Here is a 14,347-nt window from a genome sequence, read left to right as displayed (position 1 = left end):
CGCCTTTACTTAATTTATGGATGGAGAATAAATTTCCAATAAGCTAAACAGATAAGAGTACAAAACCAAGAAACAAACCCGAAACCGGTGACAATTGTATTTTCAGACCACCCATATTTTAAGCCATAGTGAAAGTGGATTGGTGTCATTCTGAAGATCCGTTTACGTGTAAGTTTAAATGAAGTAACTTGTAAGATAACCGAAAGCTTTTCAGCAAAATAGATAAAGAATAAAACGGGAATTAGAATCTCCACTTTCTCAAGAATGGCAAGGAATGAAAGTGATCCTCCTATCGCTAATGATCCCGTATCCCCCATAAAAGCCTTGGCAGGATATAAATTATAAATGAGGAAACCCAATAAGGATCCAATCATAATTAAACAAAAAAGCTGCACCTCTGAATTGTCTGATATCACAAAAAAGAAAAAATATGTAGGGATTGAAACAACTCCTAAAAGACCATCCAAGCCATCAGTAAAGTTAATGGCATTTGCAGAACCAACAACAAATAAGGTGATCACAATGATATATACCACCATTGGAAGGTCAAAGGAGAATTTTTTATGAATACTAATCTCGGTGTCTACACCAAATATGTTTATCACGTAGAAAAGCAAAGCACTTGTAAAAATAAATTGCAAAACAAGCTTGGTCTTACCCGATACCCCTAAAGGATCTTGGCGTGAAGCTTTCCAAAAGTCATCCAAAAAACCAATAAAACTAAATAGAATGTACGTAACGGCCAAAAATAACATTAATGGAGTAGGTGAAAAGAGTATGGATACGATAATCCCTACAAAAAGAATGATCCCAAACATTAACGGAGTACCTTTCTTTAATTGATGATTAGAAGGAAGTTCTTTCCTTATCGGCTGAAGGAGCTTTAATTTTCTTAATAAAGCAATGAATAGCGGGGATAAAACCGAGACTAATACAAAAGCAATTATAGCTGGTATTATTTGTTGACTCACTTCTTATCCTCTCCTTTTCTATTTATTATCTATTAGTTCTAAGAAGACTATTGATTTCCTCTAATCCATACAAAATATAAGAAGGAAGTTTAATAGAGACCAACTTTTTTATTTAAGTAAAGTGAGGGCTTGCTTTAATAAAGGTAAGCGCTCTATTTAGGTAGTGGGGAGAAATTTGGAATAACAGGTTCCTATATTTAGTTACCACTTTAATATAAGCAATAATTAATGGAATTAGTATAGAGTTTGGAGAAGTTTAGGTTAAAAAGGTTAACTGATAGGAATGTAGAATTAACTAAGAACACCAAAACATTTAGGAGGGAAATTATTGATTAATAAAGTCGGTCAAATAATGTTGTATGTAAATAATCAAGATGAGGCAGTGAGTTTTTGGACAGAAAAAGTAGGATTTAGTGTAATGTCTGAAGAAAACAATGATCAAGGAATGAGGTGGATTGAAATCTCCCCAACAAAGGATGCTGAAACGAGTATCATTATTCATAATAAGGAGTTTGTTGCAAAAATGTCGCCTGGATTAAACCTTGGCACCCCTTCTTTAATGTTTTTTACAGACAATTTCGATAAATTATATAAGGATTTATCAAATAAAAATGTCAAAGTCGGAGAGATTGTTAATATGCCTTCCGGTAGAGTATTTAACTTTTCAGATAGTGAAGAAAATTACTTTGCAGTCATGGAAAAGAGTGAATGAGTATCTTTTTTTGAATTGAACTTGCTGTATTAAGCAGAAGTAAGTAACTTCAATTGAGATTCCTTTTTAATGATGATCCTGTTAAATAGTTAGAGAAAGAAATATATTATTTTTATTCCTGAACAATAGCGCCATTTGAGGTTATTGAATTTTACTGATTGTTTAGGAAAAGAGGAGCGATTACTATATTGTAATCGCTCTTTTTTTAGTTAGGAGAACTCAAGTTATAGAAGGATGGTTGGATTTGGAACTTACCGAAATTCGAGAAAGAAATGCAAGTAGAATTAACAGCAATCATTTCAAGTACCAGTAATAGGATTAAGTGGACTACTGAATTGATACAGGGCGTGAGAGATATTCCTCTTATCTTAAGGAAATCAATAAGGGAGAATGGGAAGGTGAAACACTATCATCCATTAAAGAAATGTATCCCTTAGAGGTTGATGCTTTCTGGAATACACCACATCTTTATAATCCTGTTGATGTGTAGAATGAATCTTTAATGTTATTAAACAATCGGCGAGCGTTAATCTATAAAACTATAAAAGATTACGCTCTATTTTCATTACTATTGTTGAAAGGTTACGAAGCTTTTGCTGACTACTGGTTGGTAAGCAAGTTAATAGTCGCCTTCTCATTAAACCTCCCTCTGCTAGGAGTACAACTCCCTGGATATGTTAGCTCAACAAATGAAGAAGCAATAAATTCCTTAAGCATAAGAATTTGTTTGAAAAAATTACTCGATTAATCTATTGCTTATTATTTTCATCAAATTTTCATATTAGCCTTGTAAGATCATGCCTTAAGAGAGTGAAATGGAGGAAATGTCAAATGGTGAGTGCCAGCAAATTAATACCAAGTGGCTTCATTGGTATCAGTATAGTTATTGGACTTACTACCTTTTATATTATCAGTGATCAATCAAAGCAAAAAAGAAAAGAGCATGTAGAAGGGATAGTTTCACAACTTATAAACTTGATTATTTTTATTTGGATTGGAAAAATTATTGTGAACTTTTTTGTTTTTATCGAGGATCCGTTGGCGATATTGGCTTATCCGAGTAGCTCACATGCACTTTATATAGCTGTGTTAATGAGCATTTTTGTCAATATTTCAAATACTAATTCGCGACATAATGATGTGCCCCTCTTTATTGAATCTTTATTGCTGGTTTTTTTAGTTGCATCATTTGTGTATGAATTTATTCAGCTTGTTTGGAATAATAATTCTTATGCTTTTGGATACTTGGTTTTATCTTGTATTCTCCTAGTCTTATTCATTAGTAGTCATGGACGGATCAAAGCGCCTGCTCTGATAGTCATGATTGTAACGGTATGGTCTGGAGGAATGATACTACTAACTTTTACTCAGCCGTTTGTAACTGTATTTGATTATATAATGGTTCCGTGGTTTGTCTGTTTGTTCTTTTTAATTAGTATTTCAATAACCATAATAAATAATAGAAAGAGGGGTAGTGATGGTTGGAATTGAATCAGATACAGCACTAATTGTAGGATTGTTCCTTGCAATCGGAGCTGGAGCTTTATCTTTTTTGTCTCCCTGTGTGTTACCAATTTTCCCTGTGTATATGTCATATATAACTGGAATTAGTGTTAAGGAGTTGCAAGGTAAAAAGAATGCAAAAATTCGTAGTCAGTTATTGAGTCATTCCCTATTTTTCTTATTAGCAGTATCACTTGTCTTTATTAGTTTAGGTGCGAGTGCATCATTCTTGGGGAAATGGGCTCAAAACCTACTGTTAGGTGATTCTGGTTTATTTATTCAGCGTATTGCAGGAGTTTTTATTATCATTATGGGTATGTTTGTTGCAGGATGGATTACAATACCTGCATTAATGAAAGAAAAGCGTTTTCGTTATTCTAAGAAACCTGCAGGATACCTTGGGACATTTTTTGTAGGACTTGGTTTTGCTGCTGGTTGGACTCCTTGTATTGGTCCTATTTTTGGATCAATTCTATTATTGGCTGCGAGTAATCCGGGGCATGGGATTTTTTATACCATCATGTATGTAATTGGATTTTCATTACCATATCTTGTCTTAATTTTCTTTCTTGGTTCTACTAAGTGGATCGTTCGTCATAGTAGGGTAATTATGAAAATCGGTGCTGTAATTATGATTATTATGGGACTAGTCTTGTTTTTTGGCTTAATGCCTCGAATAACGGGATTTCTGCTTGATATAGTACAAGATACATGGTTATCAGAATTAGGATAAGGAGGGCAATAAATAATGAAAAAAACAATTCTTATTATCGCTGCGGTAGGTATGCTCGGTTGGGCTATTTATGATTTTACCATTTCAACTGATGACACTAACGAAGACAAAAGTAGCAGTACTACACTAAATTCACAATCGTCAACTGAATATGGTAATGATGGGGAAGTAAATGAATCTAATAGTGTTGGGCTAAGTGAGGGCCAAATTGCTCCTGACTTTGAATTGCAGACAATAGATGGAGAAACAGTACAATTATCAGATTATAGAGGGAAACGAGTAATAGTAAATTTTTGGGCCACTTGGTGTCCTCCATGTAGGGCAGAGATTCCTGATTTTCAAAAACTTTATGAGAACAAAGATGTAGAAATATTAGCAGTAAATCTCACAGAAACAGAGGAAAGTATTGATAAAGTCAAAGAGTTTATAAAAGAGTTCGGAATGACATTTCCAGTAGTTATCGACGAGAGTTCTAATGTTTCTGACACCTATCAAGTAAGGGCATATCCAACTTCATATATGATTGATTCAAATGGTCGTATACAGTTCGTAGCAATGGGTGCTTTGAATTATGATCTCATGGTACAGGAATATGAAAAGATGAAATAATCATTGCATATAGTACAATAGTCAAGAGGTGAATTAGGTGAAGCAGATAATACTAGTGGTAGAAGATGATCAAATGATTCGCAAACTTATCACTATCTATTTAAAAGGTGCCGGTTATGAGGTGGTAGAAGCTGCTGATGGGGAAATAGCGAAAGCTGTTTTTTTAGAACATCATCCCTGTCTGGTCGTTCTTGATTTAATGCTTCCTAAATTATCTGGAGAGGAATTCTGTAAGTGGGTTCGGGAACAAGAACGTAATGAGGTTTCTATCATTATGCTATCAGCAAAAGCCCGAACAGATGATAAAATCAATGGGTTAAAGATAGGGGCAGACGATTATTTAACAAAGCCGTTTAATCCAGAAGAACTTATCGCTCACGTTGAGGCCGTTTTACGACGTACAGGGCAATTTTGTCAAAAAATCACTTACAACGGGTTATGTATCAAACCTCGAAAAGGTGAAGTCTTACTCTACGACAAAAATTTAACTTTAACAAAACATGAATTCAATCTTTTATATCATTTTATGGAAAATCCAAATGTGGTTATATCAAGAGAAAATCTGATTTTACAATTATATCCTTATGTAGATAAAACGGTTATGGATCGAACGATTGATGCCCATATTAAGAAATTACGAGCAAAAATTGAATCTAATCCTGGTATTCCTGAACGTATTCAAACAGTTCGAGGAATGGGGTATAAATTTGTTGTGGAATAAACTTACAAAGTCAATGCTTCCAAACCGATTATTATGGCGCTTGACCTTTATTAATATAATTGTTGTTGGCACTTTTATTGTATTAAGTAGTTGGGCGATTTATAATACTGCTTGTTTTTTGGCTGATGGATTAGGTTCGTGGAATGAGCAGAAACAAAACCTGTTTAATTCAACCCTTTTTCAATATTTATGGATATTTAGTATCGCCGCAATCATTATTGGCAGCCTCATTCATTATTACTTAGTAAAAAAAACAATACGTCCATTAAAAGAATTGATTGAATCTACTAAAAGAATGAAAGAAGGCCAATATCCAAGACCAATTCAAGTGAACTCTAAGGATGAGACGGGACAATTGATCGGTCATTTTAATGATCTGGTAAAACAGTTAAAAGATACACAACAACATAGGAAAGAATTGATTTTAGATTTATCTCATGATTTTCGTACACCATTATCCAATCTAAAGGGCTACCTGGGTGCTTTGAAAGATGGTGTGATTGAAGCGGATCAAAAAATGTATGAATCTCTTCATAATGAATCAGAACGACTTATTCATATGGTTGAACAGCTTGAACAATTAAGGGAATGGGATTATTTGACTAAACAAACATACCATGAGAAAGAACCTATGGATATGCAATTTCTAGTAGAAGAATCTGTTAGGATGTTTCGTTGGTCATTATTAAATGCAGGAATTAAAGTAGAAATCCAAGCCGAAATAGGAATAGTTAATGTTTATAATGAGGGTATCCTACAAGTTATTAATAACTTGCTTGACAATGCTATTAGGTACTATGAGGGAACAGGACCAATAAGGATAAAGGGTGAAATAATAAAAGGAAGGTATATGCTGTCTATCACTGGTCCCGGGCAAGTAATACCAATAGAAGCAAAAGAAAAAATCTTTGAGAGATTATATCGTGTAGACTCTTCACGTGGAAGAGATAATTCAGGGGGAACAGGACTTGGACTCGCTATATCAAAAGAAATCATTGAACACCATAAAGGTAAGATTAGCGTTAAGTCAGAAAAGAATTGCCACACTTTCATGTTTTCATTACCAGTTTGCAAATAAAATAATCACGAAATTTTAGAAGACTGAGGTATCTAAGAGACAAAGTTTTAATAGCTTAATGAAAGGGGGCATTTCCGATAAAGGAAATGTCTTTTTACCATTGAATTAATAATTGAGTTAATTCTAATGTTTTGAAATAATTGGTTTTAAGGAAAAGACGGAATAGTGGAGAATTAAGGGAGGAAATATTATGACCAAACATAAGATTTATTCAATGAGTTTCGCAAAAGTTTATCCTCATTATATTTCAAAAGCTGAGAAGAAAGGGCGTACAAAATCAGAAGTCGATGAAATTATCCTTTGGTTGACAGGATATAACCAGGAAGAGTTAGAAGTACAACTGGAAAAACAGACAGACTTTGAGACATTCTTTGCGCAATCTCCTCAATTAAATCCTTCACGGGCATTGATCAAAGGTGTAGTCTGCGGCGTTCGAGTGGAAAATATTGAAGAACCAACGATGCGGGAAATTCGCTATTTGGATAAACTAGTCGATGAGTTAGCAAAAGGAAAAGCGATGGAAAAGATTTTGCGGACATAATAATTAAAAACAAAGACACACTGCTTTCATTTTAAATAATTTTAAGGAGCATTTAATGTAATTATTTATTGAAAAGAAATGGGCTTAGAATAGATTTTCTTCTAAGCCTTTAAATACTATGTGATTTAGTCCGTATTTTTGTGTTTTGCACTTAACAAATAAACCCATTATTGTCATTTGCGCTCGGTTGTTTAGCGCTTATCATACTCTAATCGATCCGTATTTTGCAGTTCTTGGATGGTTTTTACGCCTATCCCGAACATCGCAATTTTACATTCTAACTCAATCTGTTCGAGGCGTTCGGATAAATGTTCTTCGGATTCCACCGCTGAGGAAAGAATCGATCCCCCGAACCCAACGAGATCAGCACCTAGCGCGAAGGCTTTTGCAGCATCAAGTCCGTTTCTCATTCCGCCGCTTCCAATTAAAATGCATTTTGGGGCAACTGAATGGATTTCTTGAATGCACCTGGATGTAGGGATTCCCCATTCACGAAAAGTATCAGCAGCTCGTTGTTTGATAGAATTTGTTATGTTCCGGTGCTTTTCCACCTCACTCCAAGATGTCCCGCCGGCACCAGCCACATCTATAAATGAAACTCCTTTTTCGTATAATTGATTTGCTAAATCGCCATCGATACCCCATCCCACTTCTTTAATTCCTACTGGGACATTTAGCTCGCTACAAACCTTTGATATTTTGGAGAGCAACCCATTGAAGTTCGTATCACCTTCTGGCTGGAAAACTTCTTGAAGGGTGTTCAAGTGCATAACAAGTGCATCAGCTTCTGTAATCTCAACGGCTTTCTTACACTCGTCTACACCATATCCATAGTTAAACTGGACAGCACCTAAATTCGCAATGATTGGAATGTCTGGTGCATATTTTCTGATGTTAAAGGTATAAGCGGTTTGAGGATTCTCAATAGCAGAACGGACGGATCCAGTAGACATCGCCCATCCTCTTGCCTGAGCAACTGTAGCGAGCTTTTGGTTTATTTGCCAAGCATCCTCTGTTCCACCCGTCATCGAACTGATTAAGAAAGGTGTATCAACCTTTTTGTCAAAAATAGCTGTAGACAAATCAATACTTGAAAAATCAATCTCAGGAAGCGCTAGATGTTTAAATTGATAGTTTTCGAAGCCAGTTGTTTTATAAAGAGCATTTACCTGTTCATTCATTACAATCTCGATATGTTCCGTTTTTCTTTTAGATGTTTGGTTATAGTCACTCATCTCCGCGCTCCTTTCTGTAAAAGTAAAACCTATTCCCTATTGTACCGAAGAAAGGGGTTCTCATGCACGGTGATCTCTAAAAAATATAAGTTTTAATCGAGAATAGTAGTGAATTTGTGCTGTAAAATGGTTTAAAAAATTCTGATAATTATGTATAATTCGGTTCAACTTGTAAATTTGTGAACTTTCACTGACTAGGGGGACTTGGAAATGGAAAAGACCATTCATATGGTGTACGAAGAATTGAAAAGCTTTTTGAAAGACGAGCAGGTAACAATGAACGAAACCATTCTGCAGCAGCACAGTAAGGACGAATCCTATCATTCACCACAAACACCTGACATGGTCGTCTATCCTGAATCGAATGAGCAAGTCATTTCCATTGTAAAAATTGCAAACGCGCATCAAATACCGATCATCCCGTTCGGCGTGGGGTCTAGTTTAGAAGGTCATGTCATTCCATATGACAAAGGCATTACAATCGACTTTACATTAATGAACAAAATTATTGAAGTGAGAGAAAGGGATTTCCTAGTAAAAGTCCAGCCAGGTGTTACTCGCTTACAATTAAACAAAGAGTTAAAGAAGTATGGGCTCTTCTTTTCAGTTGATCCAGGTGCAGACGCTACACTTGGTGGAATGGCGGCTACCAATGCAAGTGGGACAACCTCTGTCAGATATGGTGTCATGCGTGATCAAGTCAGGGATTTGGAAATCATTTTACCAGATGGTGAATGCATACATACCGGAAACTTAGCGCAAAAATCTTCCTCTGGATACAACTTAAACAGCTTATTCGTCGGTTCTGAAGGGACACTCGGATGTATTACGGAACTAACATTAAGAGTATATGGTATCCCTGAACATATCGTAGCCGGTAGAGCCTCCTTCCCCACAGTGGAGGACGCTGTTGAAGCGGTCGTGTCTATTTTGCAGGCAGGTATTCCGATTGCGAGAGTGGAGCTTGTTGATGAGCTGTCGATTAAACAAACGAATACTTATAGTGAAACAGACTATCTCGAACAACCGACTTTATTCCTAGAGTTTCATGGTAACGAAGCAGGTTTGAATCATGATGTTGCCTTCACAAAAGAAATTGTAGCTGACCACGGTTGCCAAGAGATTCAATTTGAAGAAGACAATGCGGCAAGAAATAAGCTATGGGACTCTCGTCATCATTTGGCGTATGCCTTTATTCATAGTCACAAAACTAAAAAACAGATGGTCACAGACGTTTGTGTTCCGATTACAGAATTAGCTGGGGCAATCAAGCATGCGAGACAAACAATCGATTCATTAGGATTGTATGGAGGACTGCTCGGTCACGTAGGAGATGGAAACTATCATGCGATTGTCATGATTGATTTGAATGACCCAATCGAGGTCGAGAAATCTGAACAACTGAATCAAGCCATTGTTGAATATGCATTGGAGCGTGGAGGGACATGTACTGGTGAGCATGGTGTAGGTGTAGGAAAGATGAAATATCAGCAAAGAGAACATGGTAAGGCACTTCAGGTCATGGAAAAGATTAAGCTTGCCCTTGACCCTAATGAAATCATGAACCCGCATAAATTAATCCATTCAAAAAGGAGGGGACAATGAAATTACTTGAAAATATCAGTATAATAGCTGGAAAATATTTTGCAGTTTGGGTGATAGGTGTTGCAGCGGTTGCTTTTTTCATACCAGATCCTTTCATAGGTCTAGGTAGCTATATTGCGATATTACTAGGTGTTGTCATGTTTGGGATGGGACTTACGTTGACACCAGTGGATTTCAAACTCATTGCGAAGAAGCCAGTGCCTGTCATCATAGGTGTAACGACTCAATACGTCATCATGCCTTTAGTGGCTTTAAGCATAGCTTATTTGCTAGGCTTACCCACAGAATTAGCAGCCGGATTGGTTTTACTTGGATCTGTACCAGGAGGAACAGCCTCGAATGTGATGGTCTATCTAGCAAAAGGGAATCTCGCATTATCTGTTGCAATGACTTCACTCTCAACGATGCTTGCGCCTATTTTAACGCCGCTCATTTTATTGGGACTTGCTGGGCAATGGCTTCCAATTGACCCAGTGGCAATGTTCATCTCAATTATTCAAATTATTATCATACCGATTATGCTCGGTGTGTTCATTAGAAAGATCTTCCCAACTACTGTTGAAAGAAGTACTTCGGTCGTACCGTTAATTTCTGTCGTTGCGATTATGGTGATTGTAGCCGCTGTTGTTTCAGCTAACGTCGAAAGCATCACAACCTCAGGTGTACTTATTTTCTCGGCCGTCATGCTTCATAATTTGATTGGCTTAGGTCTTGGCTATTTTGTAGCACTACTCATGAACTTAGAAGAAAGTAAGCGGAGAGCGATTTCTATCGAAGTAGGTATGCAAAACTCAGGTCTAGGTGTAGCACTTGCAGCTGCACACTTTGGTCCATTAGCTGCGCTACCAAACGTCATTGCAGCAGTGTGGCATAACATCTCCGGACCAATACTCGCTACCTTTTGGTCAAAGAAAAAGATATACCAAGAACAATATTATCAGTTGAAGGAAACGAGTTGAACTCAGTGATTGCTGGTTCTATAAATCCGTTGATCATATTAAAAAGAGTGCCAAAATCTTATTGGATTATGGCACTCTCATTTAAAAACTCTGATGTATTAATAAAGCAGTGACGGATTTTTTCGTACCGTGACAAATTGTGTTTGGGAGATCTGTGAGGTAGAATGGCTTATTAGATAAGATCAATTAGGAAAAGGTGTTTTACGTGAAGAAATATATCGTAGTTGGTGCAGGTATTCTTGGTGCTTCCACTGCTTATCATTTAGCGAAAGCAGGAGCAGACGTCATGCTTGTTGATCGGTTTGATCAAGGGCAAGCGACAGAAGCTGCTGCTGGTATTGTCTGTCCATGGATTTCTCAGCGGCGGAATAAAGCTTGGTACCGTCTTGTGAAAGGTGGAGCTAAATACTATCCTACTCTCATCGACCAGCTTGAAGAGGATGGGGAAGTGAATACAGGATACCGTAAAGTAGGTGCGATTAGCCTCCATACAGATGAAAAGAAGTTAGAAAAGATGATCGATCGTGCCTTGAAACGTAGGGAGGATGCTCCAGAAATCGGTGAAATTACTCGTTTATCTCCATCTGAGACGAAAGCGTTGTTTCCTCCATTATCAGAGGCGTTTTCTTCTGTTCATATTAGTGGAGCTGCGAGAGTAAACGGTCGTGCGTTACGAAATGCACTTATGAATGCGGCTGAAAAAAATGGAGCGAAAGTGTGTAAGGGTGACGCGGTTCTAGTGTATGAAGGACAACGCATAACAGGTATTGAGATGAACGGTGAGCGTTACAATGCAGATCAAGTCATGCTGACGACAGGTGCCTGGTCCAAAGAGCTCCTTGAGCCATTAGGGTATACCTATCATCTTTCTTCACAACGGGCTCAAATCATCCATCTAGAAATTCCTGATGAGGATACGAGTAATTGGCCGGTCGTCATGCCTCCGAACAACCAGTATCTGCTCGGTTTTGATGGGGGGAGAGTTGTCGTCGGTGCGACCCATGATGATGACGTCGGTTTTGATTACCGGGTGACGGCTGGTGGGATTCATGAAATCTTACATAAAGCAATTGGAGTTGCTCCTGGTTTGTCCGAAAGCACATTGCTAGAAACGAAAGTCGGATTCAGACCTTTCACGCCAGGATTCTTGCCAATTATCGGTACAGTCCCTGAAGTAGAAGGGTTACTCATCGCAAATGGGTTAGGAGCATCAGGGCTAACGAGTGGACCATATTTAGGTGAGCAGTTAGCCAAACTGGCACTTGGCCAAGCTATTGAGCTGGATCTCAATGACTATCATGTAACAGGTGCATTGGAAAAGAATGAAGGAGGCCGCTGACGACAGCGGACCTCCTTCATTTTTTTGTCTAGCATTCATTTAACATAAACTACTACTCCTATAGTCTTAGGACGGTCTTAGAGCGGTTGTACTTCCTATTTCGTATGTAAAGTTCAACCTCCGTTCTGACGAGAAATGACTCTGTTTTAAATAAAATAAGAGTATACAAAAGAGAAAATTAAAGGAGTTGTTTCATATGAACGAAAAGCAAGTTGTGATGATAACAGGCGCATCAAAAGGATTAGGGAGATCGGTGGCACGAGCTTTTGCGAAAAAAGGTGCTAACCTTGCCATATGTGCTCGAGGCGAAGTGAAACTACAAGAGGTTGCAAAAGAACTGGAAGCTCTGGGAGCAGATGTACTTGCAGTAACTGCTGATGCATCTGATCAAAGTGATATTGAAAGATTTGTTTCTCTAGCAGAATCCTATTTTGGAAAAATTGATGTGTTAGTCAATAACGCTTCAAAACTAGGGCCAAGCCCGATGCCACACTTGGTAGACTATCCGAGCGAAGCTTTTTCAGACGTATTACGAGTGAATGCTAGCGGTCCATTCCAAATGACGAAGCGAGTATTACCCGGTATGTTGCAACGAGATAAAGGCTCGATTATCAATGTGACATCAGAGGCAGGGAATGTTGGGTACGCTGGATGGGGAGCGTACGGGGTTTCAAAATTTGCGCTTGAGGGTGTAACAGGTATTTGGGCAGATGAACTTTCTGATACAGGGGTACGAATGAATATGGTTGATCCTGGAGAAATGAATACTGAAATGCATGAGCTCGCTGTTCCAGATTGTGATTATGAATTAGCAGAGCCTGAAGATTTAACGGATGTCTTCTTATATTTAGCGTCCGATGATACAAAAGAAAATGGACAACGGATTGAAGCACAAGGCTTTGTCCTAGAGAAGAGGTGACGGGCATGGCATTAGCTGCTAAACATCCAATCGATTTTGATTTACCCATTGATTTAAATGCTACAGGACCACCTGAAACAAAAGGGTTACGGAGAGACGACGTAAAATTGATGATACTAGATTCAAAGAGTGGAGACACTACACATGATCAATTCCCGCGACTTGGGCAATATGTGCACCCTGGTGATTTACTCGTCATGAATGTGAGTAGGACGTTGCCAGCTTCTTTTAAAGTAAAGTTGAAAAGGTGTGGGAAGCTGGTTGCAGAGGATGTTGAAGTTCGTCTCGGACAAAGAAAAAGTAACTCCGTTTGGAGAGTTCTATTAATTGATGTGAATGTTCAACAAGGAGATGAAATGATCTTCTCTCCCAATTTAAAGGCTTTCATACGTTCTAGTAAGAAAGATCAACCGCTCACCACCATCTGGTTTTCACTTAAAGGTAACGCATTATACAACGAGCTCTATAAGTTAGGGGAGCCGATTCGATATGAGTATATTGATGAAAAGTGGGGACTCGAGCAGTATCAAACGGTATATGGAACCGTACCTGGTTCTGTTGAGATGGTATCAGCTGGGAGAGCATTTACTTGGGAGTTGTTAATTCGCTTGAAAAAAGCTGGCGTCCAGCTTGCAAACATTACGCTCCATACTGGTTTAAGTTACTACGGAAGTGATCAGTGGCAGGTTGGTCCAAGTGATAGTTTGGAAGAATATGAGGTTCCTTCAGACACAATTGAAAAAATACGGCAAACCAAGCAAGCTGGCGGAAAAATTATTGCCATCGGAACGACCGTTGTTCGAGCATTAGAATCAGCAGTCGATTCTGAAGGTATTTCAGTAGCCAAAAGAGGTTGGACAAATCTTCATATTGATGAAAATTACTCATTAAAGGTAGTAGATGGTTTGTTAACAGGATTCCATGAACCGAAAGCGAGTCATCTAGATATGTTATCCGCTTTTGTATCTCCAGAATTGATCCGACAAGCATACTCAGAAGCGATTAGAACAAAGTATCTCTGGCATGAATTTGGGGATATAAACCTGATTATAGCGAGGGATCAACATGAACGTTCATCATTTCGGAATTGAAACGAATCAGCTTGAACAATCCATTCAATTTTATAAAAAGCTAGGGTTTAATGTTGAGTCAGAAATGGAGCTACTTGGAGAGCGTCTCGTGTTTTTGAAATTGCAGTCATTTCGAGTAGAGCTCGCGTTAGTGGAAGAGAGCTTAAAGCTCACTTCAAATAAGCATATCGCCTTTGAAATAAAAAATTTAGACGAATTTTTGCGGGAGCATCACGATTTAGAAATTTCAGAAGGACCTTATACGTTTGAAAATGGCTGGAAAACGGTGTTTATAGCAGGACCCAATAGAGAGATCATTGAATTAATTCAATTATAGATGGAAGAGAACGCC

At 37.9% G+C, this 14,347-nt stretch carries 16 protein-coding genes; 14 read left to right on the top strand and 2 right to left on the bottom strand.

Annotated features, from left to right (window positions below; genetic code table 11):
• Window positions 1–14 precede the first annotated feature (14 nt).
• Entirely contained in the window at window positions 15–971 is a 957-nt protein-coding gene (mraY, locus tag L2716_RS11905) for a phospho-N-acetylmuramoyl-pentapeptide-transferase (RefSeq protein ID WP_236334993.1), read from the bottom strand.
• Between the two features lie 328 nt (window positions 972–1,299).
• Here mraY and L2716_RS11900 point away from each other — a divergent pair, with 328 nt between their 5' ends.
• From L2716_RS11900 to L2716_RS11870, 8 genes are all read left to right on the top strand, one after another.
• A complete protein-coding gene (locus L2716_RS11900; protein ID WP_236334991.1) occupies window positions 1,300–1,683 on the top strand; it encodes a VOC family protein in 384 nt (127 codons plus the stop codon).
• A 334-nt stretch (window positions 1,684–2,017) separates the two neighbouring features.
• Window positions 2,018–2,173, top strand: a complete 156-nt coding sequence (locus L2716_RS18445) for a histidine phosphatase family protein (RefSeq protein ID WP_408005324.1) — start codon at window positions 2,018–2,020, stop codon at window positions 2,171–2,173.
• Between the two features lie 341 nt (window positions 2,174–2,514).
• Window positions 2,515–3,174, top strand: a complete 660-nt coding sequence (locus tag L2716_RS11895) for a hypothetical protein (RefSeq protein ID WP_236334989.1) — start codon at window positions 2,515–2,517, stop codon at window positions 3,172–3,174.
• The gene (locus tag L2716_RS11890) at window positions 3,161–3,919 is read left to right on the top strand and encodes a cytochrome c biogenesis CcdA family protein (RefSeq protein WP_236334987.1); all 759 of its coding nucleotides are present in this window, start codon (window positions 3,161–3,163) and stop codon (window positions 3,917–3,919) included. Before L2716_RS11895 ends, L2716_RS11890 begins: the two co-directional genes overlap by 14 nt.
• A gap of 15 nt (window positions 3,920–3,934) precedes the next feature.
• Window positions 3,935–4,528, top strand: a complete 594-nt coding sequence (locus tag L2716_RS11885) for a peroxiredoxin family protein (RefSeq protein ID WP_236334981.1) — start codon at window positions 3,935–3,937, stop codon at window positions 4,526–4,528.
• Window positions 4,529–4,565: 37 nt separating this feature from the next.
• Window positions 4,566–5,249, top strand: coding sequence for a response regulator transcription factor (locus L2716_RS11880; protein WP_236334978.1), 684 nt, complete (start codon window positions 4,566–4,568; stop codon window positions 5,247–5,249).
• Between the two features lie 13 nt (window positions 5,250–5,262).
• Window positions 5,263–6,327 carry a sensor histidine kinase gene (locus L2716_RS11875; protein ID WP_236334969.1) on the top strand — a complete coding sequence of 355 codons (1,065 nt, stop codon included), beginning with the start codon at window positions 5,263–5,265 and terminating at the stop codon, window positions 6,325–6,327.
• A 190-nt stretch (window positions 6,328–6,517) separates the two neighbouring features.
• On the top strand, window positions 6,518–6,868 hold the full coding sequence (locus L2716_RS11870) for a DUF2200 domain-containing protein (protein ID WP_236334954.1): 351 nt from the start codon (window positions 6,518–6,520) through the stop codon (window positions 6,866–6,868).
• Window positions 6,869–7,059: 191 nt separating this feature from the next.
• Here L2716_RS11870 and fni read toward each other — a convergent pair whose 3' ends face one another.
• On the bottom strand, window positions 7,060–8,103 hold the full coding sequence (fni, locus tag L2716_RS11865) for a type 2 isopentenyl-diphosphate Delta-isomerase (protein ID WP_236334951.1): 1,044 nt from the start codon (window positions 8,101–8,103) through the stop codon (window positions 7,060–7,062).
• A gap of 210 nt (window positions 8,104–8,313) precedes the next feature.
• Here fni and L2716_RS11860 point away from each other — a divergent pair, with 210 nt between their 5' ends.
• The 6 genes from L2716_RS11860 (at window position 8,314) to L2716_RS11835 (ending at window position 14,332) form a co-directional block, all read left to right on the top strand.
• Window positions 8,314–9,708 carry an FAD-binding oxidoreductase gene (locus tag L2716_RS11860; protein ID WP_236334922.1) on the top strand — a complete coding sequence of 465 codons (1,395 nt, stop codon included), beginning with the start codon at window positions 8,314–8,316 and terminating at the stop codon, window positions 9,706–9,708.
• Complete coding sequence (locus L2716_RS11855) at window positions 9,705–10,667, top strand: bile acid:sodium symporter family protein (RefSeq protein WP_236334913.1); 963 nt, start codon at window positions 9,705–9,707, stop codon at window positions 10,665–10,667. The genes L2716_RS11860 and L2716_RS11855 overlap by 4 nt, the downstream gene beginning before the upstream one ends.
• Before the next feature lie 205 nt (window positions 10,668–10,872).
• Window positions 10,873–12,006 carry an NAD(P)/FAD-dependent oxidoreductase gene (locus tag L2716_RS11850; protein WP_236334903.1) on the top strand — a complete coding sequence of 378 codons (1,134 nt, stop codon included), beginning with the start codon at window positions 10,873–10,875 and terminating at the stop codon, window positions 12,004–12,006.
• 196 nt (window positions 12,007–12,202) lie between these two features.
• A complete protein-coding gene (locus L2716_RS11845; RefSeq protein ID WP_236334901.1) occupies window positions 12,203–12,925 on the top strand; it encodes an SDR family NAD(P)-dependent oxidoreductase in 723 nt (240 codons plus the stop codon).
• Between the two features lie 5 nt (window positions 12,926–12,930).
• Window positions 12,931–14,016: an S-adenosylmethionine:tRNA ribosyltransferase-isomerase gene (locus L2716_RS11840; RefSeq protein ID WP_236334895.1), complete on the top strand. Its 1,086-nt coding sequence runs from the start codon at window positions 12,931–12,933 to the stop codon at window positions 14,014–14,016.
• Entirely contained in the window at window positions 13,991–14,332 is a 342-nt protein-coding gene (locus L2716_RS11835) for a VOC family protein (RefSeq protein ID WP_236334892.1), read from the top strand. The genes L2716_RS11840 and L2716_RS11835 overlap by 26 nt, the downstream gene beginning before the upstream one ends.
• Window positions 14,333–14,347: the final 15 nt, after the last annotated feature.

It is taken from the genome of Pseudalkalibacillus berkeleyi, assembly GCF_021608225.1.
Taxonomy (GTDB): Bacteria; Bacillota; Bacilli; order Bacillales; family Fictibacillaceae; genus Pseudalkalibacillus; species Pseudalkalibacillus berkeleyi.
Note: the sequence above shows the minus strand (reverse complement) of the source record. Positions and strands in the feature narration are given on the sequence as shown.